The sequence below is a fragment of the Allohoeflea poritis genome (assembly GCF_027889715.1).
GTDB lineage: Bacteria > Pseudomonadota > Alphaproteobacteria > Rhizobiales > Rhizobiaceae > Hoeflea_A > Hoeflea_A poritis.
The window spans coordinates 189,917-213,280 of sequence record NZ_JAPJZH010000001.1; the positions used below are offsets into that span (position 1 = coordinate 189,917).

At 59.3% G+C, this 23,364-nt stretch carries 18 protein-coding genes and 1 pseudogene; 11 read left to right on the forward strand and 8 right to left on the reverse strand.

The features are described from left to right. Nucleotides 1-30 precede the first annotated feature (30 nt). A complete protein-coding gene (locus tag OOZ53_RS00925; protein WP_271087401.1) occupies nucleotides 31-573 on the forward strand; it encodes a hypothetical protein in 543 nt (180 codons plus the stop codon). 20 nt (nucleotides 574-593) lie between these two features. On the opposite strand, the gene prfB is transcribed toward OOZ53_RS00925, so the two are convergent. The 3 genes from prfB to OOZ53_RS00940 all read right to left on the reverse strand — a co-directional run bounded on the left by prfB (nucleotide 594) and on the right by OOZ53_RS00940 (nucleotide 5,745). After that, a protein-coding gene (gene prfB / locus OOZ53_RS00930; RefSeq protein WP_271087402.1) for a peptide chain release factor 2 occupies nucleotides 594-1,722 on the reverse strand; the annotation gives its coding sequence in 2 pieces (ribosomal slippage) (nucleotides 594-1,655 and nucleotides 1,657-1,722; 1,128 coding nt in all). Nucleotides 1,723-1,855: 133 nt separating this feature from the next. Then, nucleotides 1,856-4,318, reverse strand: coding sequence for a penicillin-binding protein 1A (locus tag OOZ53_RS00935; protein ID WP_271087403.1), 2,463 nt, complete (start codon nucleotides 4,316-4,318; stop codon nucleotides 1,856-1,858). A gap of 188 nt (nucleotides 4,319-4,506) precedes the next feature. Beyond that, nucleotides 4,507-5,745 carry an N-acetylmuramoyl-L-alanine amidase gene (locus OOZ53_RS00940; RefSeq protein WP_271087404.1) on the reverse strand — a complete coding sequence of 413 codons (1,239 nt, stop codon included), beginning with the start codon at nucleotides 5,743-5,745 and terminating at the stop codon, nucleotides 4,507-4,509. A 793-nt stretch (nucleotides 5,746-6,538) separates the two neighbouring features. On the opposite strand from OOZ53_RS00940, the pseudogene OOZ53_RS00945 reads away from it, so the two are divergent. Then, nucleotides 6,539-8,687, forward strand: a pseudogene (locus OOZ53_RS00945) (Rne/Rng family ribonuclease); the annotation flags it as partial. Nucleotides 8,688-9,499: 812 nt separating this feature from the next. Here the strand turns inward: OOZ53_RS00945 and OOZ53_RS00950 are convergent. Continuing rightward, a complete protein-coding gene (locus OOZ53_RS00950; protein ID WP_271087406.1) occupies nucleotides 9,500-10,654 on the reverse strand; it encodes a pyridoxal phosphate-dependent aminotransferase in 1,155 nt (384 codons plus the stop codon). 209 nt (nucleotides 10,655-10,863) lie between these two features. Here OOZ53_RS00950 and OOZ53_RS00955 point away from each other — a divergent pair, with 209 nt between their 5' ends. From OOZ53_RS00955 to aat, 6 genes are all read left to right on the forward strand, one after another. Next, a complete protein-coding gene (locus tag OOZ53_RS00955; RefSeq protein ID WP_425499091.1) occupies nucleotides 10,864-12,213 on the forward strand; it encodes a M48 family metalloprotease in 1,350 nt (449 codons plus the stop codon). Nucleotides 12,214-12,246: 33 nt separating this feature from the next. Next, a complete protein-coding gene (locus OOZ53_RS00960; protein ID WP_271087408.1) occupies nucleotides 12,247-13,011 on the forward strand; it encodes a DsbA family protein in 765 nt (254 codons plus the stop codon). 173 nt (nucleotides 13,012-13,184) lie between these two features. Further along, nucleotides 13,185-13,625, forward strand: coding sequence for a type II 3-dehydroquinate dehydratase (gene aroQ / locus OOZ53_RS00965; RefSeq protein WP_271087409.1), 441 nt, complete (start codon nucleotides 13,185-13,187; stop codon nucleotides 13,623-13,625). A gap of 27 nt (nucleotides 13,626-13,652) precedes the next feature. Next, nucleotides 13,653-14,132 (forward strand): acetyl-CoA carboxylase biotin carboxyl carrier protein, encoded by a 480-nt coding sequence (gene accB / locus OOZ53_RS00970; protein WP_271087410.1) that lies wholly within the window; start codon nucleotides 13,653-13,655, stop codon nucleotides 14,130-14,132. Between the two features lie 8 nt (nucleotides 14,133-14,140). Further along, a complete protein-coding gene (gene accC, locus OOZ53_RS00975) occupies nucleotides 14,141-15,481 on the forward strand; it encodes an acetyl-CoA carboxylase biotin carboxylase subunit (RefSeq protein ID WP_271087411.1) in 1,341 nt (446 codons plus the stop codon). A gap of 218 nt (nucleotides 15,482-15,699) precedes the next feature. Then, nucleotides 15,700-16,311, forward strand: coding sequence for a leucyl/phenylalanyl-tRNA--protein transferase (gene aat / locus OOZ53_RS00980; protein ID WP_271087412.1), 612 nt, complete (start codon nucleotides 15,700-15,702; stop codon nucleotides 16,309-16,311). 5 nt (nucleotides 16,312-16,316) lie between these two features. On the opposite strand, the gene OOZ53_RS00985 is transcribed toward aat, so the two are convergent. From OOZ53_RS00985 to gatB, 4 genes are all read right to left on the reverse strand, one after another. Next, nucleotides 16,317-16,700 carry a DUF2155 domain-containing protein gene (locus OOZ53_RS00985; protein ID WP_425499092.1) on the reverse strand — a complete coding sequence of 128 codons (384 nt, stop codon included), beginning with the start codon at nucleotides 16,698-16,700 and terminating at the stop codon, nucleotides 16,317-16,319. 93 nt (nucleotides 16,701-16,793) lie between these two features. Continuing rightward, nucleotides 16,794-17,192 carry an NADH:ubiquinone oxidoreductase subunit NDUFA12 gene (locus OOZ53_RS00990; protein ID WP_271087413.1) on the reverse strand — a complete coding sequence of 133 codons (399 nt, stop codon included), beginning with the start codon at nucleotides 17,190-17,192 and terminating at the stop codon, nucleotides 16,794-16,796. A 120-nt stretch (nucleotides 17,193-17,312) separates the two neighbouring features. Then, the gene (locus OOZ53_RS00995) at nucleotides 17,313-17,801 is read right to left on the reverse strand and encodes a GNAT family N-acetyltransferase (RefSeq protein WP_271087414.1); all 489 of its coding nucleotides are present in this window, start codon (nucleotides 17,799-17,801) and stop codon (nucleotides 17,313-17,315) included. Between the two features lie 3 nt (nucleotides 17,802-17,804). Further along, nucleotides 17,805-19,304, reverse strand: coding sequence for an Asp-tRNA(Asn)/Glu-tRNA(Gln) amidotransferase subunit GatB (gatB, locus tag OOZ53_RS01000; RefSeq protein WP_271087415.1), 1,500 nt, complete (start codon nucleotides 19,302-19,304; stop codon nucleotides 17,805-17,807). A gap of 528 nt (nucleotides 19,305-19,832) precedes the next feature. Here gatB and OOZ53_RS01005 point away from each other — a divergent pair. The 3 genes from OOZ53_RS01005 to cyoB all read left to right on the forward strand — a co-directional run bounded on the left by OOZ53_RS01005 (nucleotide 19,833) and on the right by cyoB (nucleotide 23,363). Next, nucleotides 19,833-20,105, forward strand: coding sequence for a DUF6455 family protein (locus OOZ53_RS01005; RefSeq protein ID WP_271087416.1), 273 nt, complete (start codon nucleotides 19,833-19,835; stop codon nucleotides 20,103-20,105). Nucleotides 20,106-20,441: 336 nt separating this feature from the next. Then, on the forward strand, nucleotides 20,442-21,311 hold the full coding sequence (gene cyoA, locus OOZ53_RS01010; protein WP_271087417.1) for a ubiquinol oxidase subunit II: 870 nt from the start codon (nucleotides 20,442-20,444) through the stop codon (nucleotides 21,309-21,311). Nucleotides 21,312-21,329: 18 nt separating this feature from the next. Next, nucleotides 21,330-23,363, forward strand: a complete 2,034-nt coding sequence (cyoB, locus tag OOZ53_RS01015) for a cytochrome o ubiquinol oxidase subunit I (protein ID WP_271087418.1) — start codon at nucleotides 21,330-21,332, stop codon at nucleotides 23,361-23,363. Nucleotide 23,364 lies beyond the last annotated feature (1 nt).

The following is a 23,364-nucleotide window of genomic DNA, read 5'->3' on the forward strand; positions in this document are numbered from 1 at the left end:
TCCCCATGTAAGGAGTAGGAGATGTACTTTATGCGATCTGTTTCTCGCTTTGCCGCTGCCTGCCGAATGCCTGTGGCCGGAATGCTCGCCGCATTGCTGGCGGTCGTCGCGACACCTGCGGCTGCGAACGATGCACCGGACGCCATGGCGACGACCACTCCGGTGCGCGTTCTTGCCGTGGTGAGCGGCGGCTTCTGGTCGGACGAGGTCGATGCGGACGAAGCTTCCGATGCGGAAGCGAATGCGGGCGAGCGTGCCAAAACAAGCCGCCGGGGATATTACCGGTCCGTTGCCATCCGTTCACAGGACAACACATCGCGCCTGTTCCTGCAGAGAATCCAGCTGACCGAGAACGGACCCGAATTGCTAGACACGCGGGAAATCGCGGAGCTGACGGATATGAAGGCCTATATCACGGATATGCGGCCCGAGGATTCCACCGGGATCGCCAAGCTGCCCGGTTTTGTCACCTTCGTTTACCTCAAGCGCGATCCGTCAACAGCGGAGCCCGACACCTGGGAGCTGTATGTCGACGAATTCGGCGATCTGGCGTTTACCCCGGCGAGCAACTAAGGCCGCGAGAAACGACCCGCTCAGTCAATGTCTTCGACCACCTCATCGCCGCCGTGGACACGATGGGCGAGTGCCGCCTCCATGAACGCATCGAGGTCGCCATCCAGCACATCCTGCGGACTCGTGCTCTCGGTACCGGTCCGCAGGTCCTTGACGAGCTGGTAGGGCTGCAGGACATATGAGCGGATCTGGTGGCCCCAGCCGATCTCGGTCTTCGAGGCTTCCTGTTCGTTGGCTTCGGCTTCCCGCTTCTTGAGTTCTTCCTCGTAAAGGCGCGAGCGCAGCATCTCCCACGCGGTCGCCCGGTTCTTGTGCTGGGATCGCTCGTTCTGACACTGCACGACGATATTGGACGGGATGTGGGTGATGCGAACCGCCGAATCCGTCGTGTTGACGTGCTGTCCGCCTGCACCGGACGCCCTGTAGGTATCAATGCGGACTTCCGATTCCGGAATTTCGATCTCGATCGTGTCGTCAATGACCGGGTAGACCCAGATCGACGAGAACGAGGTGTGGCGGCGGGCCTGGCTGTCGAACGGCGAGATGCGCACCAGCCGGTGAACGCCGGATTCGGTCTTCAGCCAGCCATAGGCATTGTGCCCCTTGACCAGCAGGGTCGCCGATTTGATCCCCGCCTCTTCGCCGTCGTGGACTTCCAGAACCTCGACCTTCATGTTGCGCTTTTCGGCCCAGCGGCTGTACATGCGCATAAGCATGGCGGCCCAGTCCTGGCTTTCCGTGCCACCGGCGCCGGAGTGAATCTCGACATAGGTATCGTTCGGGTCCGCCTCGCCCGACAGCAGGATGTCGATCTGACGCCGGTCGATTTCCGACTTCATGGCGCGCAGGGCATCTTCCGCCTCACGCACGACGTCATCGTCACCCTCTTCCTCGCCGAGTTCGATCAGGCCGGTATTGTCATCGAGGCGCGATTCCAGATCACGCAGGCGGGAGATGTTCTCCTCGAGCTGCTGACGCTCGCGCATCAGCTTCTGTGCCTCCTGCGGATCGTTCCAGATATCCGCATCCTCGGCCTTGACGTTCAGGAATTCCAGTCGTTTGAGCGCCTGATCCCAGTCAAAGATGCCTCCTCAGCAGGCTTATGGCCTGCCTGATTTCATCGACAATCACCTGAATTTCGGAGCGCATAGTCTTTGCTTTTGTCCTTTTTTGATAACGCTTTATCGCATTGCGGCCGTCAGCCGGGCCGGACCATAGTCACACGCTCACGGCAAGTAAAGACGCGGCGGAACCGCGCCTGGCGTTTATCCAAATCGGATTGTCAGTACAGTCCGCCGGCTCCGGAAATGATCGCGCGGTTTGCCTGCGGCGACACGTTGAGGATTTCCTCGCCCGTCGCATATTCCTCCAGGCCGATAACGGAGAAGAAATCCGCCGGTCCGGTGCCCGGTTTGAAGGACTCGTAGATCACATCCGGTTCGCCCGGCTGGGCTTCCATGCCGGTCTTGCGGTTAATCGGAATGAGCTGCAATCCCGGCGGCACACGGAAATCCACCGGCAGGCTTTCTTCGAGCGCAGCGGTCATGAATTCGTTGAAGATCGGCGCCGCCAGCTCACCGCCGGTCGAGCCGCGGCCCATCGGCGTCGGGGTATCAAAGCCGATAAAGACACCCGCCACGAGATCGGGGGTGTAGCCCACGAACCAGGCATCCTTTTCCTCATTGGTCGTGCCGGTCTTGCCGGCGACGGGACGCTCGAGCTTCACCTTGCCTGCCGCGGTGCCGCGCGTCACGACACCCTCCAGCATCGATGTCACCTGATAGGCCGTCATCGGATCGAGCACCTGCTCGCGGTTGTCGACCACTTCCGGCTCCTGCTGATTTTGCCAATCGGTGACCGTGCAGGCATCGCAGGTGCGTTCCTCGTGCTTGAAGATCGTCTTGCCGTAGCGGTCCTGAATGCGGTCGATCAGCGACGGCTTGATCTGTTTGCCGCCATTGGCCAGCACCGCATAGGCGGAAATCATCCGCAGTACAGTGGTCTCGCCGGAGCCGAGCGACATGGCCAGCACCGGCAGCATGTCTTCGTAAATGCCGAAACGCTCGGCATATTCGGCGACAAGGTTCATGCCCATATCCTTGGCGAGGCGCACCGTCATCAGGTTGCGCGAGCGTTCGATGCCGAGACGCAATGTCGACGGGCCGGCTGAGCCGCCACCATAGTTCTTCGGCTGCCAAAGTTCCCCGCCGGACACCAGTTGGATCGGCGCGTCGAGCACCACCGAGGCCGGGCTGTAGCCATTGTCAAGCGCAGCGGCATAGACGAACGGCTTGAAGGAAGAGCCGGGTTGGCGCATCGCCTGGGTGGCGCGGTTGAACTGCGACTGCGCGTATGAAAACCCGCCGACCAGCGCAAGAACGCGGCCCGTATGCGGATCGATTGCCGCAATGGCGCCCTGAACCTGCGGCAACTGCCGCAATATGTGTTTCTTGCCATCGTCGCCGGCGGCGACTTCCTCGACATAGACAACGTCGCCGGGCTTGAGGATCTCGGCAACGGTCTTGACCTTGCTGGCCTTTCCGTCGGTTCTGACCCGGTACGCCCATTCCATGTCGGCCCCGGCCAGCGCCACGGTCTGCCGTTCCTCGGACACCTTGCCTGAAGCCGAACGGGTCGGGCGCAGACCGACGGTTGCCTTTTCATCATCGGCATCCAGCACGACGGCGAGACGCCATTCAGGCAGGTCCCTGAGCGGATCGACCTCGGAAAGCGCGATGCCCCAATCGCCGCTGACGGAGATGTTGGTGACCGGACCGCGATAACCCTGCTTGACATCGTAGCGCATCAGGCCGCGCTGCAGCGCCCGACGCGCCTTGACCTGAAGTTGCGGGTCAAGGGTCGTGCGCACGGAAAGCCCGCCCTCATAGAGCGCATCCTCGCCGTAGCGGGCGATGATCTGCCGGCGGACCTCTTCGGCAAAATAATCGGACGCAAACAGATTCGCGCCGCCAATGCGCGGATTGACGCCGAGCGGCTGTTCCTTGGCGCTGTCGGCATCCGCCTGCTTGACATAGCCGTTCTCGACCATGCGGTCGATCACCCAGTTACGACGGGTAATCGCCTGATCGGTCTTGCGGTATGGATGGTAGTTGGACGGTCCCTTGGGCAGAGCAGCCAGATAGGCCGCTTCCGGAAGCGTCAGTTCGTTGACCGACTTGTTGAAGTAAGTCAGCGCCGCGCTGGCAATGCCGTAGGAGTTGAGGCCGTAGAAAATCTCGTTGAGGTACAGTTCCAGAATGCGGTCCTTGGAATAGGCCTGTTCGATGCGGAAGGCGAGAATCGCTTCGCGCACCTTGCGCTCAAATCTCTGTTCGGACGTGAGCAGGAAGTTCTTTGCCACCTGCTGGGTGATCGTCGAAGCGCCGACCAGCCGCTTGCCGGAGGAAAAGTTCTCGACATTGGTGATCACAGCGCGAACGAGACCGGTGTAGTCGAGTCCGTTGTGCTGATAGAAATTCTTGTCTTCCGCAGAGAGGAATGCGGCCTTGACCCGGTCCGGGACCGCCTGGATCGGAATATAAAGCCGGCGCTCCCTGGCGTGTTCGGCCATGAGCGCCCCGTCCGAGGCATGGATCCTGGTGGTTACCGGCGGTTCATACGTGCTGAGAACCTCGTAATCCGGCAGGTCGCGGGCCACGTCTCCGACGTACCAGGCAACGCCCAGTGCCGCCACGAAAAACAGGACCGCGCCCATTCCAAACAAATATCCGATCAACCTAAGCATAGATTCCTACCGGTGCTGCCTCTGCCGTAGAGCGAGTCGGGTCGCCCTCCACTATACACCGACTACTGTGTCGAATGTGCGGAAAATAGGGCTTAAACCGTTTTTAATAAGATAATCTAGGATGTTACTTATTCAATGTGGCATCTATCACACAATCCGGGAAAGGGATTCGAACAGCGCTCGCATGGTCAATTGCTGACGTTGCCGATCTTCTCGCGATAGGCCTTTATCGCCTCGACCAGCAATTCGGCCGCCTTTTGTCGCCACTCGGGGTCATTCAAGAGTTCCTCGTCCTCAACATTGGACAGGTAACCCAACTCAACGAGAACAGATGGCACCTCGGGCGCCCTGAGGACCCGGAAACCTGCCGAACGGTGCGGATTGGTGATCAGGTTGATCCTTCCGTCAAACGCATCGATGACTTCGCGGGCAAGGCCAATTGAAAAGACTTCCGTTTCCCGGCGCGTCAGATCGATGAGAATGTCGGCAACGGTATCCGGCTCGTCCTCAAGAGACAGGCCGGCAATCAGGTCAGACTTGTTTTCGCGGTCCGCCAGTTGCCGTGCCATCTCGTCGGATGCCCTGTCCGAAAGCGTATAGACCGTGGCACCGCGAACGCCACGCAGCCGAAAGGAATCCGCATGGATGGAAACCAGCAGGTCGGCACCGTGCTGACGGGCGACACGGACCCGTTCACCGAGCGATATGAAACGGTCGTCGTCGCGCGTCAGCACGACCCGGGCATCGGTCGCCTCCTCCAGGACCGACTTCAGGGTCTGGCCGAACGCCAGCGTTATGTCCTTCTCCTGCGTTCCGTTGCGGCCTCGCGTTCCGGTATCGATCCCGCCGTGCCCCGGATCGATGGCGACGGTGAAGATGTCGTCCGCGCCGTTCCGCGGCTCAGCCATTGCGACATCGGGTTCGGCCGCGCCATCCCAGCGTTGCTCACTGACCAGCCGAGCGAATTCGGTGTCTGAGGTGGCGGCAATATCCAGAACCAGCCTGAAGGTTCCTTCAGCGTCGTTTTCAAGAACCTTCGCCATTTCAGCCTTGATCGGTCCACGCGCCGTCAGGACGACGCGTGAGCGGCCGGGCGCCATGGCTCCATAACGGATATCGGTGATCAAGCCACGTGGCCGGGCCGCCTTGTCCGGAAAGCCGAAGATCGTTTCAGGAAGGTCGACAACCAGCCTGTAAGGTGACGGCAGGTGATGGAACGAAAATTCGGGCTGTTGCTCGAATTCGATGACAATACGCGTTCGCACTTCGTCGCCCGCGATCCGAAAATCGAATGCAACTATTTGATTCTGATCACTTTCTTGGGCCAAGACATAACTGATCGTACCGGACAGGAACAGAGCAGCCACGGCGGTGATGAAGCAATTCAGGAAGAATATGGTGCGGCCGGGTCCGGCGGATATCTTCATCGAATGTGGAACCTTGGGTTCTTCCGGCTTTGGCGAAACAAAGCTGCTGACGCGCGAAGCGGATCGATCCTTAATGTACGAATCGCCGCCTCTCCGCAAGCTGTGAGCAGAGAAAAGCGGACTTGTTCGATCGGTGTTGCAAACCCGCATCCCAACCGTTGCCGCACGCCGAAGCACGGACCGTTCCAGATGCGGAGAAACGGCCGCAAACGCGCCCATGACCGCAGGGCCTGTGCACAGATCAGGGCGGGCCGAGGGACGCTCAGCCAAGCGCCGGCCAATTTGTCCCGGCGGTAAACCATTCTTACAGAGTCGAACAGCTTTCCCCTTGCCAGAATGAATTCAAGAACATAAAAGCGGAGACGAGGGTTGACATGCTGACGAGATAGAATCGGCAATTCCGGCAGCCACCTGTTTCAGGAATTCGGGGCGCCATAAGCCAATTCGTCTGACGTCATAGCAGCTAAACTTCTCGGACTGAATCGATGGAGCCCGGGCAATACCGGGCATCGAATTGCGGCAATGGCCGTATGCTTCTCCCAAGGAAGCAAAACTCATCGGTCTGAAACAGACCTAGTGTTCATAAGTTTCCTGTCTGGAATTTGGATGGAAATGCAACCGGCTACAGTTACTGACAAGGATTTCCGGACCTGCGGTGCTCCGGACCCTGTAGACGTGATGCTCCGAATTCGGCCAGGACGTATCAATTTCGGCACAACGGCAACAATAAAGCTTCGGACCAAACCTCCGGGCCTGAATGCGTTGCCGGCTGTCGCCGAGGAGCATCTCTTACATGGCAGACAAAATGCTAATCGACGCGTCCCACGAGGAAGAAACGCGCGTCGTCGTCGTTCGTGGAAACCGGATTGAGGAATTCGACTTTGAATCGCAGCACAAAAAGCAGCTGCGCGGAAATATCTATCTGGCGAAAGTAACGAGGGTCGAACCCTCCCTGCAAGCGGCGTTTGTGGAATATGGCGGCAACCGCCACGGTTTCCTCGCCTTCTCCGAAATTCATCCGGACTACTACCAGATCCCAGTCGCGGACCGTCAGGCACTGCTTGAAGCGGAGGCCGCAGAGGCGCGCGAAGACGACGATGACGAGGTAGAAAAACCCGCCAAGAAAAAATCCCGCTCCCGCCGCAGCCGAGGCAAATCGCGGAAGGACAAAAAGGCGGAAACCGCGGAAGCGAGTGCAGCACAAGCGGATACTGACGATCAGGACCGCTCGGTCGCCGATGCGGCTGACCCTTCCGGGACCGCCGAGACCGAAGCGAATGCGGAACGCCCGACCTCCGATACGGGCGATGCGACCAGCTCTGAACCCGACCCGTCAGACAGCGAGGCCAAGACCAAAGCGACCGGGTCAGACGAGGCACTTGCCGGGTCCGCGGCGGATGATCAGGACACCGATACCGAAGGCGACGATGAGACGCCGCCCGATACGATTGCCGCGGCAATCGATGCGGACGAGGTTTCCGAATCCGTAAACGTCAAGAAAACCGATGAAGACGAGGAGGATGACGAAGCCGAAACGTCCGAAGGTGATGACGAAGCGGAAGCCGCAAGCCTGAAAAGGCCGGACGACAAGGGTGATGATGCCGACGACGGCGATGATGACGATGATGACGGCGATGCGTCCGTTGAATCCGTCGGCGCCGAAGACGCGCTGGAAGAAGTTCCGGACCGGGCGCGCAAACAGCGCAAGCAGTACCGCATCCAGGAGGTCATCAAGCGGCGTCAGATTCTTCTGGTGCAGGTCGTCAAGGAAGAACGCGGCAACAAGGGCGCCGCGCTGACAACCTATCTGTCGCTTGCCGGACGTTACTCCGTGCTGATGCCGAACACGGCACGCGGCGGCGGCATCTCTCGCAAAATCACCAATGTGCAGGACCGCAAACGCCTCAAGGAAATCGCGCGCGGCCTGGAAGTGCCGCAGGGCATGGGCGTCATTCTGCGTACGGCCGGTGCCAATCGCACGAAGAGCGAGATCAAGCGCGACTTCGAATATTTGATGCGGCTGTGGGAAAATGTCCGCAACCTCACCCTGACCTCAACGGCGCCGTGCCTCGTATACGAGGAAGGCAGCCTGATCAAACGGTCGATCAGGGATCTGTACAACAAGGATATCGGCGAGGTTATCGTCTCCGGTGAAGCCGGCTATCGTGAAGCCAAGGACTTCATGAAAATGCTGATGCCAAGCCATGCGAAGGCGGTGCAGCCCTATCGCGATGTGCAGCCGATTTTCGCGCGATCCGGCATTGAGGCCCAGCTCGACAAAATGCTGCAGCCGCAGGTCACGCTCAAATCGGGCGGCTACATCATCATCAACCAGACCGAGGCACTGGTAGCCATCGACGTCAACTCGGGGCGTTCCACCAAGGAGCACTCCATCGAAGATACGGCGCTGCGCACCAATCTCGAGGCCGCGGAGGAAGTTGCCCGTCAGCTACGCCTGCGCGACCTGGCGGGGCTGATTGTCATCGACTTCATCGACATGGAAGAAAAGCGCAACAACCGCTCCGTCGAGAAGAAGCTCAAGGATTGCCTGAAAAGCGACCGCGCCCGTATTCAGGTCGGTCGCATCTCGCATTTCGGCCTGCTGGAGATGTCGCGCCAGCGCATTCGCGCGAGCGTTCTGGAAAGCACCATGCAGGTCTGCGACACCTGCGGCGGCACAGGCTATGTCCGGTCCATCTCATCGGTGGCGCTGCACGTCCTGCGCTCGGCTGAGGAGCATCTGCTCAAGAACACGACGCACAACATCACCATCCGCACCCTGCCCGAAATCGCGCTCTACGTTCTGAACCAGAAGCGCGATACGATCATCGAGCTCGAAAACCGGTTCGGCCTTATGATTTCGGTCGAGGCCGATTCCGATGTGGGCCTTCAGCATATTGCGATCGACCAGGGCGAGCCGGTGGATTCGCCTGTGGTCATCGAAAATGCCGTGCAGGTCGATACCGAATATGCCGATGTGGATGCCGAAGACAATCTGGCGGTGCAGCCGACGGACGATGAAGGCAATGGCCGCAAGCGCAAACGCCGCAGACGCCGCCGGGGCGGCCGCGGCGGCGAGGATCGCGGTGATGCACAGGCTGACGCTTCCAGCAACGGAGACGGCTCCGGCGAACGGGAGACCGATGCGGAAGAACGTTCCGATGATGATGGCGAGTTCCGCAAGAAACGTCGGCGCCGCGGCAAGCGCGGTGGAAAGCGCAACCGGGAACAGGAAACGGCAGAAGCCGCTGAAAGCTCTGCGGAGCAGCCGGAAGCCGATGATGCAACCGTTGAGCAGGTAGCAGCAGTTGATGAAAGTTCGGCGGCCGAGGCTGTCACGATAGAGGTGAGCGCGCAGGCCGAAAACGTGGACCAGCCGGCGGAAGAAAAACCGAAACGCCGTCGCGGATCACGCAAAAAGCAGACTGAGGAGGAATCAGCAGCGCCCGCCGAAGCTGCAGCCGATGCCGAAGACGTTGCTGCTGCGGTCGCTGATGTGGCTGCGTCGGAAGCGGTCGAGACGTCTGCTGCCGATATCGAGCCGGAAGTGGCCGAGAAACCCAAACGGCGTCGCAGAAGCTCGAGTGACGACGCTTCGAGCGAACCGAAACTGACGTCCACCGTTAGTGAAACGGCCGACGAAGAAACCACGGACGCCAAGCCGAAAAGGGGCGGCTGGTGGCAACGGCGCGGATTTCTCTGATCAGGTGAATTCGGCCAGCCGGTTTTCCGGCTGGCTGTTCATCGTATCGTCTCAGGACAACCAGGCAGCCATGCGGTCAAGCGCCTCTTCCATTTCGGCATGGGAGCCGGCATAGGAAAACCGTATCGTCCGATGCCCCTCGACCGGATCGAAATCCCGTCCGGGTGTCGCCGCGACATTGATTTCCGCCAACATGGTTTTCGAGAACTGCATCGAGTCGTTGGTGAACCGTCCGGCATCCACATAGGCATAGAAGGCGCCATCCATCGGCGAGGCAATTTCAAAGCCAATTTTCGGGAGGCGCTCCAGCAACAATTGCCGGTTGGCCACATAGCCGCTCTTGATCGCTTCGAGTTCCTCCGTAGCGTCAAATGCCGCGCAGGCAGCGATCTGGGACAGTTCCGGCGCACTTATGTAAAGGCTCTGAGCGACCCGTTCCAGTGGGCGGATCGCAGCGTCGGGCAATACCATCCAGCCGATGCGCCATCCGGTCATGCAGTAGTATTTCGAGAACGAGTTTATTACCAGAACCCGGTCGGAAACTGACAAAGCGGTCGTCTCTTCGCCCGCATAGGTCAGGCCGTGGTAAATCTCGTCCGAAAGAAAGGTTACCCGGTTGGCGTCGCAATAGTCGATCAGCGCTGACAAAGCCTTTCGTGCAGTCACGGTTCCCGTAGGATTGGCCGGGCTGGCGAGCAGAACCCCTGAAATCCGTCCATGCCGGCTTGCTGCTTCGTCAAGCAATCCGGGGCTCAAGGTGAAATCGGTCGCCTGCCCAGCCGGAATTTCAACGACCTCAAGGCCCAGCGCGGTCAGGATGTTTCTGTATGCCGGGTATCCGGGTCGCGTGATCGCAACACGATCACCTGCATTGAACATTGTCAGGAAGGCGAGATTGAAGCCGGCCGAAGATCCCGTGGTCACCGCAATCCGGCTTGCATCGACGTCGACGCCATAGTGGGTACGGTAATGGCGGGAGATCCTCTCGCGCAGTTCCAACCTGCCCAAGGCATCGGTATAGGCGATACGTTCGGTCCGCAGCGCATTTCTGGCCGCATCGACCACGGCACGCGGCGCACCGTGCGCCGGCTGACCGACTGCCATTGATATGACGGGATGTCCGTCCCTTTTCCGCTTCGTGGCCTCTGCGAGGACGTCCATCGCATGAAAGGGTTCGATGGCGCTGCGCCCGGATGTCTTGATCACAATTGCTTCCCGATCGAGTTCGCTGCGCCTCACAAATGCCCGATTGGCATGGCGATCACAACCGTGTTTGCGCAATCACATTCACGCGAAGTTCAATATGACGCACTGTGCATTGCGCGCAAATGGCTGCTATGGTCGCCAGGAGAATCCCCACTATGTCCGCACACCGATGTAAAAGGTCCGCAACATTGCCGCTTTATTCGAGCCTCATGCGCACCATCCTCTTGTTCCTGTTGAGCTTTGCCATCGTTTACACACCGGTGTCGCTGGCAGTCGCACAAGGGCGTATCGCTGTTGTCCGGGATGCGGAGATCGAAGGCCTTCTGCTTGATTATGCGCGGCCGATATTCAAAGCCGCCGGCCTCAGCCGCAAGGGAATCGACATCATTCTGGTGAACAATCCCTCCTTTAACGCGTTTGTCGACGGGCGAAGGATCTTCATGAACACGGGCGCCCTGGCGACGGCCGCGACGCCGAATGAAATCATCGGCGTGATCGCCCATGAATCCGGCCATCTGGCGGGTGGCCACCAGCAAAGGCTTCGAGAACAGATCGCGCGCGCACGCACGCTCGCGGTCGTCGGCGCGCTTGCCGGTATTGGCGCGGCGGCGGCAGGCAGCCTGAGCGGCACCGAAGGCGCAGCGGCGGTGGGTGGCGGCCTCGCGCAGGTGGCACCGTCAGTCGCGCAACGGGCCCTTTTGAGCTATCGCCGTTCGGAAGAAATCACCGCCGACCGCGCGGCCATCAAATATCTGAACGCGACGGGTCAATCCGCGAAGGGAATGTTGACCACATTCCAGCGGTTCTCGCAGAATAACGTCCTGGCCGGCGTTCGTGCCAACCCCTATGAGCAAAGCCACCCGCTGCCGCGGGACCGGATTGCCCTGCTTGAGGAACTGGCCAAGAAGAGCAAGCACTACAACAAGAAGGATTCGGCTTCTCTTCAAAGGCGGCACGACATGATCCGCGGCAAGATCGCAGCCTATTCCGGCGGCGCGCCGGCCGTAGGACGTGTATTCCGCAACAATCCAAAGAATGTCGGCGCCAGATACGGTATGGCCATATCGTCCTATCTGCGGGGAGATACAAGGCGGGCAATGGCCGAGATCGACAAGCTGATCGCCGGTGACAAGAACAACGCTTATCTCCATGAGATGAAAGGCGAAATTTATCTCAAGGCGCGACAGCCAGCAAAGGCGGCCTCGGCTTTTGCCAAGGCCGTACAACTGGACAAATACAAATCCGGCATCCTCAGGGGCCGACTGGGCTTCGCCTATGTTTCGACGGGCGATCCTTCCCTGATGAAAGAAGCCATAAGAGAACTTCGGGCGGCCCTCACATCAGATCCGAACAACTTCAACGCCTACACCTATCTGTCCCGTGCCTACGCCAAGGCGGGTGATGTGGCCAATGCGGAGCTGACCCAGGCCGAAGGTTACTTCAGGGCAGGAAAAGTCCGGGACGCAAAACGCTTTGCCGCGCGAGCCCAGCAGAAAATGAAAAAGGGCACGCCGAGCTGGCAACGGGCGAACGACATCGTCAAATACAAATCAAAATAGTGGCCGCGAGCCGGCTGGAAGGAACAGGCAATCATGATCAGGAAACTTTGCGGATATCTCGGGGGCGCGGTGATTGCTGCACATATTGTTGCCGCCCCTCTGCCGGCCCACGCACTCGATGATGCGGAAAAAGAGGAAATCGGGCAGTTCATCAGGGAATATCTGATCGAGAACCCGGAAATCCTCTTCGAGGTTCAGGCTGCATACGAGGCCAAGCAGGAAAGCATCCAGCGTGAGCAGGCGAAGCAGGTCATCGCCGATTCCCGCGACGCCATCTACAATTCGCCGCACAATGTCGTCCTCGGCAATCCGGAAGGCGATGTGACCATTGTCGAGTTCTTTGACTACAATTGCGGCTTCTGCAAGCGGGCGCTGAAGGACATGGAAGAGATCATTGCCAGCGATCCGAATGTCCGCTTCATCCTGAAGGAATTTCCCATCCTCGGCGACGACTCGATCGCTGCGCACCGCGTGAGCGTAGCCGTTCGGCTCGTGGCGCCTGACAAATACGAGGCGTTTCACCTGGAACTGCTTGGCGGTCGCGACCGTGCGACGGAAGACAGCGCGATTGCCGTTGCCAAGAAGCTCGGCATCGATGAGGCCAAGTTGCAGGCGGCCATGGACGAGGATTCCATTACCGAGAGCTTCCGCGAATCCTACAGGATCGCCGACGGTCTCGGCATTTCCGGAACGCCGTCCTATATCGTCGGCGACGAGGCCGTTTTCGGCGCGGTGGGAATTCCGACGCTGATGGGCAAGGTCGCAAATCTGCGCGACTGTGAGAGCGCGACCTGTTGACCAGCTGGCCGGACACGGCCGAGACATAAGGCTAATACCGGCGCGCAAGCGCCGGTTTTCACAATTCAATTAATTATCCAACAGAATTTTAAGCCGGCTCCCAATAGCGGGGCTTTTTATTCCGCATCGGGCCGTCTATATGTCTGGGACTAAATTTCTCCAGGTGTAATGCCATGGCCCGCACAGTGTTCGTCCTCAACGGACCCAATCTGAATGCCCTCGGCATACGAGAGCCTGGCATCTATGGCGGCAGTACCCTCGCGGACATAGAGAAACAATGCCACGACCTGGCCAATACGCTTGGATTTGCCGTCGATTTTCGCCAGAGCAATCACGAGGGCGAGCTGGTCGACTGGATCCAGGAAGCCGGTGAAAAGGCAGCAGGCGTCGCGATCAATCCCGGCGCCTACAGCCATACATCCATTGCGCTCCACGACGCCATTCGTTCCATAGACATCCCGGTGGTCGAAGTGCACCTGTCGAATATTCATGCGCGCGAGGCTTTCCGGCACACATCGATGATTTCGCCTGTTGCGGCCGGCGTCATCCTCGGCTTCGGCCCGGACAGCTACGGGCTGGCCCTGCGGGCATTGGCACAAATCTTCGAAAACTAAGAACAGGTTCGTAAAGGACACGACCCGATGGCAACAAGAAAAACAGGTATCGATCAGGATCTTGTCCGCGATCTCGCCAACATACTGACCGAAACCGATCTGACCGAGATCGAAATCGAGCAGGACGATCTGCGCATTCGGGTTTCCCGAAGCGGCACGCCCATGGCGCCGGCCACGCAGATATACGCCCCTGCCCCTGTCCCGGCCGCGCCTTCTGCACCAGTGGCTGCTGCAGCGGCCGCGGATGCGCCAACCGAGAGCGGTGCCAATATGAGCAACGCCGTCACGTCTCCGATGGTCGGAACCGCCTATCTTGCGCCCTCGCCCGACGCCGATCCGTTCGTGCAGATCGGTCAGACAGTGGACGAAGGCGAGCCGGTCCTGATTATCGAAGCAATGAAGACCATGAACCAGATCCCGGCACCGCGGGCGGGTAAAGTGACGGCGATCCTTGTCAGTGACGCGCAACCGGTCGAGTTCGGCGAACCGCTTTTAGTAATCGAATAGGCCGATTGATGCTGTCGAAAATCCTCATAGCCAATCGTGGCGAAATTGCCCTGCGCGTTCTGCGCGCCTGCAAGGAGCTCGGCATTGCCACCGTTGCCGTGCATTCGACCGCCGATGCGGACGCCATGCATGTACGCCTTGCCGACGAGAGCGTGTGTATCGGACCGCCTGCGTCCCGGGACAGTTATCTGAACATCCACCAGATCGTATCGGCCTGCGAGATAACCGGTGCGGACGCCGTCCACCCCGGCTACGGGTTCCTTTCCGAAAACGCGAAATTTGCTGAAATTCTGGAAGCGCACGGCATCACCTTTATCGGGCCGACCGCCGAACACATCCAGATCATGGGTGACAAGATCACCGCCAAGAAAACCGCCGAGGAACTTGGAATTCCCGTTGTGCCGGGATCGGGCGGCGAAGTTTCCGACGAGCATGAAGCGGTGCGAATTTCCTCTGAAATCGGCTATCCGGTGATCATCAAGGCGACGGCGGGCGGCGGCGGTCGCGGCATGAAGGTCGCCAACAATGAATCGGAACTTTCGCTTGCCCTTGCCACGGCGCGGACGGAAGCCGGCGCCGCCTTCGGCAATGAAGCCGTTTATATCGAGAAATATCTCGGCAAGCCGCGGCACATCGAAATTCAGGTCATGGGTGACGGCAACGGCAACGCCGTGCATCTAGGCGAGCGCGACTGCTCGCTGCAGCGGCGCCACCAGAAGGTCTGGGAAGAAGCCAATTCTCCCGCGCTGAACGAACAGCAACGTAGCGAAATCGGCAAGATATGCGCCGATGCGATGAAGAAGCTGAAATATCGCGGCGCCGGGACAGTCGAATTTCTCTACGAGAACGGACAGTTCTATTTCATCGAAATGAACACCCGGCTACAGGTCGAACACCCCGTCACGGAAGCGATCACGGGCATCGACCTGGTCAACGAGCAGATCAGGGTGGCATCAGGCGCCGGCCTTTCGGTGACCCAGGATGAAATCCGCTTCAATGGTCATGCCATCGAGTGCCGCATCAATGCCGAGGACCCGAGGACCTTTACGCCATCGCCTGGACGCATCACCCATTATCATCCGCCGGGCGGGCTTGGCGTGCGCGTCGATTCCGGTGTCTATCAGGGCTATTCCATCCCGCCCTACTACGACAGTCTGATCGGCAAGCTGATCGTTCACGGTCGCACGCGTGTCGAGTGCATGATGCGCCTGCGCAGGGCGCTCGGCGAATTTGTCATTGACGGCATCAACACGACAATTCCGCTGTTCATGGATCTGCTGGAAAATCAGGATATCGCAAACGGCGACTATGACATCCATTGGCTGGAGAAATATCTCGAGAACCAATAGACCGCCCTCGTCACGATTGCGAACGGAGCGGGTGTCACCTCACACAAAGCTTGCCCTTGGTTGAAGCGTGGTTATACAAATACAGTTGGGCCGGGCGGGTTGCCCGCTGACAATGGTGCTGTGCCGGGCGCAACCGGTGTGATCGGACACGGCAGGTTTCGTCAGCCATCAGCCTCGTCATGGTCCGAAATGGTATAAACCGGGAAACCGAATGGACCATGCACAGGAGTGAGGACCGTCTCAACATCTCTCCGCAGCTGCTGATCAAGGCCTATAGCTGCGGCCTGTTTCCCATGGCTGAGTCGGCGGAAGATCCGGAGGTATTCTGGGTCGAGCCGGAGGTTCGCGGGATCATACCGCTGGATCAGTTCCACATCCCGAAAAGCCTGGCCAAGACGTGCCGCCAAAACCGTTTCGAAGTGCGGATCAACACGGCTTTCACAGCGGTTATCGATGGCTGTGCGGAACCGGGGCCCGGACGCCGGAAAACATGGATCAACCGTACGATCAGACGGCTCTATTGCCAGCTTCACGACCTCGGCCATGCACACAGCGTCGAAGCATGGCGTGATAATCAGCTCATTGGCGGACTTTATGGCGTTTCGCTGCGCGGCGCTTTCTTCGGCGAGAGCATGTTCTCGCGCGAACGGGATGCATCGAAAGTATGCCTCGTTCATCTTGTCAAACGACTGCGCCAGCAGGGATTCATTCTGCTCGACACGCAATTCACCACCGAACATCTCAAACGGTTCGGCGCGATTGATGTGCCGAAAGAAGCCTACGATTCGCTTCTGAGCGAAGCCATGATGCTGGAAGCCAATTTCGTTTGATCCGGTCAGGTCGGCGGCGGGACTTCCGATTCCATGCGGCAATCCTTCAGCCAGACATCATAGACGGCGTGGTCCACGGCGTTGAGGCCGGGAGAATCGGCAAACATCCAGCCCGTGAAGATACGACGGATCTTTCGGTCGAGCGTGATTTCGTCGACCTCGACAAATGTCGTTGTCTTCGGCTTTTGCGTTTCGTCGCGGCTGTAGCAGACACGCGGGGTGACCTGCAGCGCCCCGAACTGAACCGTTTCGTTGATATAGACATCGAACGTAATGATGCGGCCGGTAATCTTGTCGATACCGGAAAAGACGGCGACCTTGTTTGAGATGCGCGGATCCTGTGCCGGCGCGAGTTCCTGGGTCTCGACGTTATCCTGGGCAAACGACATGCCCGGGATCAACGTGCACAACACCAGAAACAGGAACCTTGCGATGAGCTTGCCAACCATGTTCCAACGGGTCCGCATCCGTTTATGGTGCACCTAGGAACCGGGCGTCCAGGCGTCATAGTCGCCGGTGACGCGCGGACGGTGCGCGGGATTGAGGATCGAGCCCTTCGGCCGATAGGCAGCGCCGGTACCCGTATGGTTGGGCTCGTGCGGCTTCTGCCAATCGCGCGGCTCATAGGTTTCGTCTGCCGGCGAGATGTCCGTCCTGTGGTGCATCCAGCCATGCCAGCCTGGCGGAATGGCGGAGGCTTCAGAGAGACCGTTGTAGATCACCCAGCGGCGGGTCCGGCCTTCGCTGTCCTTGTCGCCCTCATAGTAGACGTTGCCGAATTCGTCCTCACCAACCCTGGTTCCCTTGCGCCACGTATAGAACCGTGTTCCCGGAGTTGATCCGTTCCACCAGGTAAGCATATGGAGCAGGAATTTCTTCATGGATATCCTCGTGCGGAATTCAGCTCTCTGACCTTGTCGCCTTATGCCCCGCCCGGGCCGCGTTGTCCAGTTGCAAGACCCAACTGACGACGCGAATACGCCAATTGCGTGGCCGACTGCCTAATCGAGACTTCGCTCGAGAATGAGCGCGGGCAGTCCGGATTCGTCCTGGCCGCAATTGGCGGTTCGTCCGACCTCGACGAATCCCTTGTTCTGATAAAATTCAATGGCCTGCGCGTTGGTTTCCTCGACTTCAAGCCGGACCCGACTCGCCTCGGGAAACGAATCGATGACCTCGTGCATCAGCAGGCCGCCGGCGCCCTTGCCCTGCGCGTCCGGAAGCACATAGAGCTGATGCAGGTCGATGACGCGACCGTCCTTGGACGACGCGAATGCAACCGCGCAGATCCGCTCTCCTGCGTCGGCGACCACGAATTCGCTGTTCGGCTGTGTCAATCGCGGCCTCAGCGCAGCGATACTATGCCAGCTGTCGGTGATCTCGGTGACCTTATCGACACCGTAGATCCGGTCATAGGTGTCGTGCCATGTGGAAACCAGAAGCGACCGTATTTCGGCGAGATCCCGCTCGCTGGCCGTCCGAACCCACATGCCCTACTCCACGCCGAGCTTCTTGCGCACCAGCGCATTGACCGCCTGCGGGTTCGCCTTGCCTTGCGTCGCCTTCATGACCTGGCCAACGAACCAGCCGGCCATGGACGGCTTTTCCTTGACCTGCGCAGCCTTGTCCGCATTGGCGGCAATCACCTCGTCGACAGCGGCTTCGATAGCCCCGGTGTCGGTTACCTGTTTCATGCCGCGCTCTTCGACAATCGCGTTCGGGTCGCCGCCTTCCGTCCAGACGATCTCGAACAGGTCCTTGGCGATCTTGCCCGAGATCGTGCCTTCCTTGATCAGATCGATGATGGCACCGAGCTGATCCGGCGAGACAGGCGTTTCTTCAATCGTGCTGCCCGCCTTGTTGAGCGCGCCCAGCAGATCATTGATGACCCAGTTTGCCGCCGTCTTGCCGTCGCGCCCGGATGCCACGGCCTCGAAATAATCCGCAATGGATTTCTCCGACACCAGGATCGACGCATCATAGGCGGAAAGCCCCATATCGGCCATCAGCCGGTCCTTCTTGTCGTCCGGAAGTTCCGGAAGGCCCGCCTTCAATGCCTCGACAAAGGCATCGTCAAATTCGAGCGGCAGAAGATCCGGATCCGGGAAATAGCGATAGTCATGCGCGTCTTCCTTGGAGCGCATGGACCGTGTCTCGCCCTTGCCCGGATCGAACAGCCTTGTTTCCTGATCGATGCTGCCGCCATCTTCCAGGATGGCGATCTGGCGGCGCGCCTCGTGTTCGATCGCCTGGCCGACGAAACGAATGGAGTTCACATTCTTGATCTCGCAACGGGTGCCGAATTCCTCGCCAACCCGACGCACCGAAACGTTGACGTCGGCGCGCATGGACCCTTCGTCCATATTGCCGTCGCAGGTGCCGAGATAGCGCAGGATGGTGCGCAGCTTGGTGAGGTACGCTTTCGCCTCGTCCGATGAACGAAGATCCGGCTTGGAGACGATCTCCATCAGCGCCACGCCCGAGCGATTCAGATCGACATAGCTCATGGACGGATGCTGGTCGTGCATCGACTTGCCGGCATCCTGCTCCAGATGCAGCCGCTCGATGCCGATCTCGATGTCCTCGAAATCGCCTTTCTTGTCGGGACCGACGGAAATGATGATGGTCCCCTCTCCGACTATCGGGTCCTTGTACTGCGATATCTGGTAGCCCTGCGGCAAATCCGGATAAAAGTAGTTCTTGCGATCGAAGATCGAACGGTGATTGATCTTCGCTTTCAGCCCGAGGCCGGTGCGCACGGCCTGGCGTACGCATTCCTCGTTGATCACGGGCAGCATGCCGGGCATTGCCGCATCAACCAGCGACACATTGTCGTTCGGCGCGTTGCCGAATTCCGTCGAGGCGCCCGAAAACAGCTTCGAATTCGACAGCACCTGGGCATGGACCTCCATGCCGATGATGACTTCCCACTCACCGGTGGCTCCCGGAATCAGTCGCTTGGGTTCTGGCGTGCGTGTGTCGATTATCGTCATTTCGAAGCTTCTTGCCGCTTGATTTTACAGGAAAACGATTGGGTTGTTAGGCCGCGATATCGGTTAGAGCAAAGGGCGTGAATATGGCATCATTTGATGGCGGTCAATCGGTTCACTCGGCAAGGCGCGTCGCGCCGCGCGATGTGGTGCATCGGGCAAGCGGCGCAACACAGCCGATGGCCGATTGTCCGCCACCCTTGCGGGGCCTTTCGTGTTGAAACACAGCGGTGAGCGGGCCGTGCGATTTTGCCCACTGGCGTCGTTGGCCCGCACTTGTGGTGGGGATACACCACGGCGTGCGAGCCGCCTCGCCAGAGAACCAAATCGCACGGTCAAATGGTGCCATATTCACGCCCTTTGCTCTAACCCAATGCTCAGACAGGTTCAAGCCTTTCCGCCTGCGGGGCAAGCTGCGGCAGGACACCGCACCGGGCCGGATTCGCCGAAAAGTTTGACATAAATCAAATTGTGCGAATTTCAGCGGGCGTAATATCAGCCACGAACGGCAAAATGAACGGAGGGATGACTATGAATCTTAAGCGCTTTTTGTCCCGCATTGACCGTCATGCCGGCCTGTTTGAGCGTATGACGGTAAAGCTTGGACTCCGCAAGGAGCTTTCCGAGTTGAACAATGTCGGGCCGATCTATCGCAGAGCCGCCATGCGGTGCCTGAGTTGTGAAAAGGCCGATGAATGTCAGGCGTGGCTGGAAACAAGGAATGAACCGGCAAACGCACCCGAGTACTGCCGCAACCGCGGACTGTTCTCACGGCTCAAAGCAACGCATGCGTTGCACCACTAATTGAAATGGTCCGCGCGGTATCCGCAGCGGACCATTTCCAAACAGCTCCCTATGGGAGAGTATCCCTCAACTCGCCCCGGTCGTTAACGCGATCCGGGGCCTTTTTTGTTGCACAACCCTCCCATAATTGCCGGTTCGCGTAAAGCTCGCTGCGGTTGTATATTCGATATACTGCCATCCTACGTGTGTTCCTTGAGGAAAATCCGATGGCCGGCTTGTCAACGATCAGGACCGCCGTAAGATGAGGCTCGACTCGTTCGCAAAGCCTGATTGAATCGAACGCCGCAGGCTGCTCAAACCCTTGGTAGGGATGGACAAGTGGATATCAAAGCCGGGATGCGACGACTGAATAGGCTGCCGGTGCTGCTGACCGCCCCGTTGCTGTCGGGCTGCGGCCTCGGCACGGCTCCCATCCTCAACCCGAAAGGCCCGATCGCACTTGCAGAGCGCGATTTGCTGTTCACCGCCTTCTACCTGATGTTGATCGTCGTGATACCGGTCTTTGTGCTGGCATTCGTGTTCGTGTGGCGCTACCGGGCAAACGGCGGCAAGGGGCAATACAAGCCCGACTGGTCTTATTCTGCCGGCATCGACGCGCTTATCTGGCTTGTACCCGCCCTGCTCGTCGCGGCGATCGGCTATCTTCTCTGGACGGAGACACACAAGCTCGATCCCTACAAGGCGATTGCCGGTACGGAGAATCCCATCGAGGTCGAGGTCGTCGCGCAGGACTGGAAGTGGCTGTTCATCTATCCCGAATACGGCATTGCGACAGTCAACGAGCTGGCATTTCCGCAGGAGCGGCCGCTGTCGCTGCGAATCACATCCGACACGGTGATGAACTCCTTCATGATCCCGGCACTTGGCGGTCAGATCTACGCCATGGCCGGCATGACCAGCCGGCTGCACCTGATCGCCGATGAGACGGGGCAGTTCACCGGCCGCAATACCATGTTCAGCGGCGATGGTTTCGCCGATCAGCATTTCCAGGCGCATTCCATGACCAATGAGGATTTCAACGCCTGGGTCCAAAAAGTCAGGCAATCGCAGACGGCGCTGGATGAGGTCGCATACGCCACGCTGGCCCAGCCGAGTGTCGCGCACGATGTCGAATATTATTCGACCTACGAGGCGAACCTGTTCGAGACCATTCTGGCGAAATATGCTGCGCGGCCGGCACATTCGGCGGCCGGAATGGAACAGTAGCCCGAAACGGAGGCGAGCATGCTCGGAAAACTGACGATCGATGCACTTCCGTTCTACAGCTGGGTCGCAATGGCCGGCGCCGGCGTGACCGTCGGCGGCGGTCTGCTCGTGGTCGCCATCATCACCTATCTCGGCGCCTGGCGTTATCTGTGGACCGAATGGCTGACAAGCGTCGACCACAAGAAGATCGGCATCATGTATATCGTGCTGGCGCTGGTCATGCTGATCCGCGGTTTCATCGACGCGATCATGATGCGCGCCCAGCAGGCCTTTGCACTGAACTCGGACGGCTACCTGCCACCGGAGCACTTCGAGCAGATCTTCACCTCGCACGGCACGATCATGGTGTTTTTCATGGCGATGCCGTTCCTGACTGGGCTTTTCAATATCGTCGCGCCGCAGCAGATCGGCGCGCGCGACGTCGCCTTTCCATTCATGAACTCCATCAGCCTGTGGCTGACGGCGGCCGGCGCGGGCCTGGTGCTTGTCTCACTCGTCATCGGCAAGTTCTCGACTGCCGGCTGGACGGGATATCCGCCTTATTCCGGTATCGAGTTCAATCCCGGTGTCGGTGTCGACTACTGGCTCTGGGCGCTGCTCGTCAGCGGTGTCGGCAGCACCATGACCGGCATCAATTTCGTGGTGACTATCCTGAAGAAACGCGCGCCCGGCATGACGCTCATGCGCATGCCGATGTTCGCCTGGACAACGCTGGTCGTCAGTATCCTGATCGCTTTTTCCTTCCCGGCCCTGACCGTCGTCGCGATCCAGCTCGGCCTCGATCGTTATCTCGGCTTTCATTTCTTCACCAATGGCGATGGCGGAAACATGATGAATTTCGCCAATCTGCTTTGGATCTGGGGCCATCCGGAAGTCTATATCCTCATCCTGCCCGCCTTCGGCGTCTACTCTGAGGTCGTTGCGACCTTCTCCGGCAAGCGCCTGTTCGGATACGATTCGCTCGTCTATGCCACCGGCTGCATCGGCATCCTGTCCTTCACTGTTTGGCTGCATCACTTCTTCACCATGGGCTCCAGCGCCAATGTGAACGCGTTCTTCGGCATCGCGACCATGATCATCGCCGTACCGACCGGGGTGAAGGTGTTCGACTGGCTGTTCACCATGTTCCGGGGCCGCATCGTGTTTCACCCGTCCATGTACTGGACGATCGGCTTCATCGTCACCTTCGTGATCGGCGGTGTCAGCGGCGTCCTGCTTGCCCTGCCGCCGGCCGACTACCTGATGCACAATTCGACCTTCCTGGTGGCGCATTTCCACAACATGCTGATTCCCGGCGCCCTGTTCGGCTACCTGGCCGGCATGAACTACTGGTTCCCGAAGGCCTTCGGGTTCAAGCTCGACGAGACATGGGGCATCCGCGCCTTCTGGTTCTGGATTATCGGGTTCTACCTCGCCTTCATGCCGCTCTATGTGCTGGGTTTCATGGGCATGGTGCGCCGCATGGAGCACTACAACGTTCCGGAATGGCAACCCTACCTGGTGGTCGCGGCGATCGGCGCGGTCTTTGTCCTAGTCGGCATCTTCTGCATCGCAATGCAGCTCTATGTCAGCGTGCGCGACAGGGCACAGGCGGTCGATACGACGGGCGACCCATGGAACGGCCGGACGCTCGAATGGGCGACCTCGTCACCGCCGGCACCCTATAATTTCGCGATCATCCCTAAGGTCGAGGACATCGACGCCTTCGCCGACATGAAACGACGCGGCGTGGTCGGCGCGAAACCGGAACGCTACGAAGACATAACGATGCCGAAAAACACCGCTGCTGGCGTGTTCCTCGGCGCGGGCGGCTTCGTCCTCGGCTTTGCCATGATCTGGCACATCTGGTGGCTGGCCGCGCTGTGCCTCGTCGCAGCGGTGGCGATCCTGATCATGAGGGCCAGCAATGACGATGACGAGTTCACGATCCCCGCGGCCGAGGTCGAGGCAATCGAGAGCAAGCGTCAGCACTCGACCCTGAAGCTTCCGACCGACCAGCCGGAACCGGGCGTGGACCCTGCCGGAAAGCAACCGATGCCGGGGAATATCTGAC

What these genes read in the sequence shown, in the direction of transcription:
- OOZ53_RS01005 (WP_271087416.1), top strand. Translation starts at nt 19,833, where the DNA reads ATGAATCTTAAGCGCTTTTTGTCCCGCATTGACCGTCATGCCGGCCTG.
- OOZ53_RS00940 (WP_271087404.1), bottom strand. Translation starts at nt 5,745, where the DNA reads ATGAAGATATCCGCCGGACCCGGCCGCACCATATTCTTCCTGAATTGC.
- accB (WP_271087410.1), top strand. Translation starts at nt 13,653, where the DNA reads ATGGCAACAAGAAAAACAGGTATCGATCAGGATCTTGTCCGCGATCTC.
- aat (WP_271087412.1), top strand. Translation starts at nt 15,700, where the DNA reads ATGCACAGGAGTGAGGACCGTCTCAACATCTCTCCGCAGCTGCTGATC.
- cyoA (WP_271087417.1), top strand. Translation starts at nt 20,442, where the DNA reads ATGCGACGACTGAATAGGCTGCCGGTGCTGCTGACCGCCCCGTTGCTG.
- accC (WP_271087411.1), top strand. Translation starts at nt 14,141, where the DNA reads ATGCTGTCGAAAATCCTCATAGCCAATCGTGGCGAAATTGCCCTGCGC.
- gatB (WP_271087415.1), bottom strand. Translation starts at nt 19,304, where the DNA reads ATGACGATAATCGACACACGCACGCCAGAACCCAAGCGACTGATTCCG.
- OOZ53_RS00925 (WP_271087401.1), top strand. Translation starts at nt 31, where the DNA reads ATGCGATCTGTTTCTCGCTTTGCCGCTGCCTGCCGAATGCCTGTGGCC.
- OOZ53_RS00985 (WP_425499092.1), bottom strand. Translation starts at nt 16,700, where the DNA reads ATGTCGTTTGCCCAGGATAACGTCGAGACCCAGGAACTCGCGCCGGCA.
- OOZ53_RS00935 (WP_271087403.1), bottom strand. Translation starts at nt 4,318, where the DNA reads ATGCTTAGGTTGATCGGATATTTGTTTGGAATGGGCGCGGTCCTGTTT.
- cyoB (WP_271087418.1), top strand. Translation starts at nt 21,330, where the DNA reads ATGCTCGGAAAACTGACGATCGATGCACTTCCGTTCTACAGCTGGGTC.
- OOZ53_RS00990 (WP_271087413.1), bottom strand. Translation starts at nt 17,192, where the DNA reads ATGAAGAAATTCCTGCTCCATATGCTTACCTGGTGGAACGGATCAACT.
- OOZ53_RS00995 (WP_271087414.1), bottom strand. Translation starts at nt 17,801, where the DNA reads ATGTGGGTTCGGACGGCCAGCGAGCGGGATCTCGCCGAAATACGGTCG.
- OOZ53_RS00960 (WP_271087408.1), top strand. Translation starts at nt 12,247, where the DNA reads ATGATCAGGAAACTTTGCGGATATCTCGGGGGCGCGGTGATTGCTGCA.
- OOZ53_RS00955 (WP_425499091.1), top strand. Translation starts at nt 10,864, where the DNA reads ATGCGCACCATCCTCTTGTTCCTGTTGAGCTTTGCCATCGTTTACACA.
- aroQ (WP_271087409.1), top strand. Translation starts at nt 13,185, where the DNA reads ATGGCCCGCACAGTGTTCGTCCTCAACGGACCCAATCTGAATGCCCTC.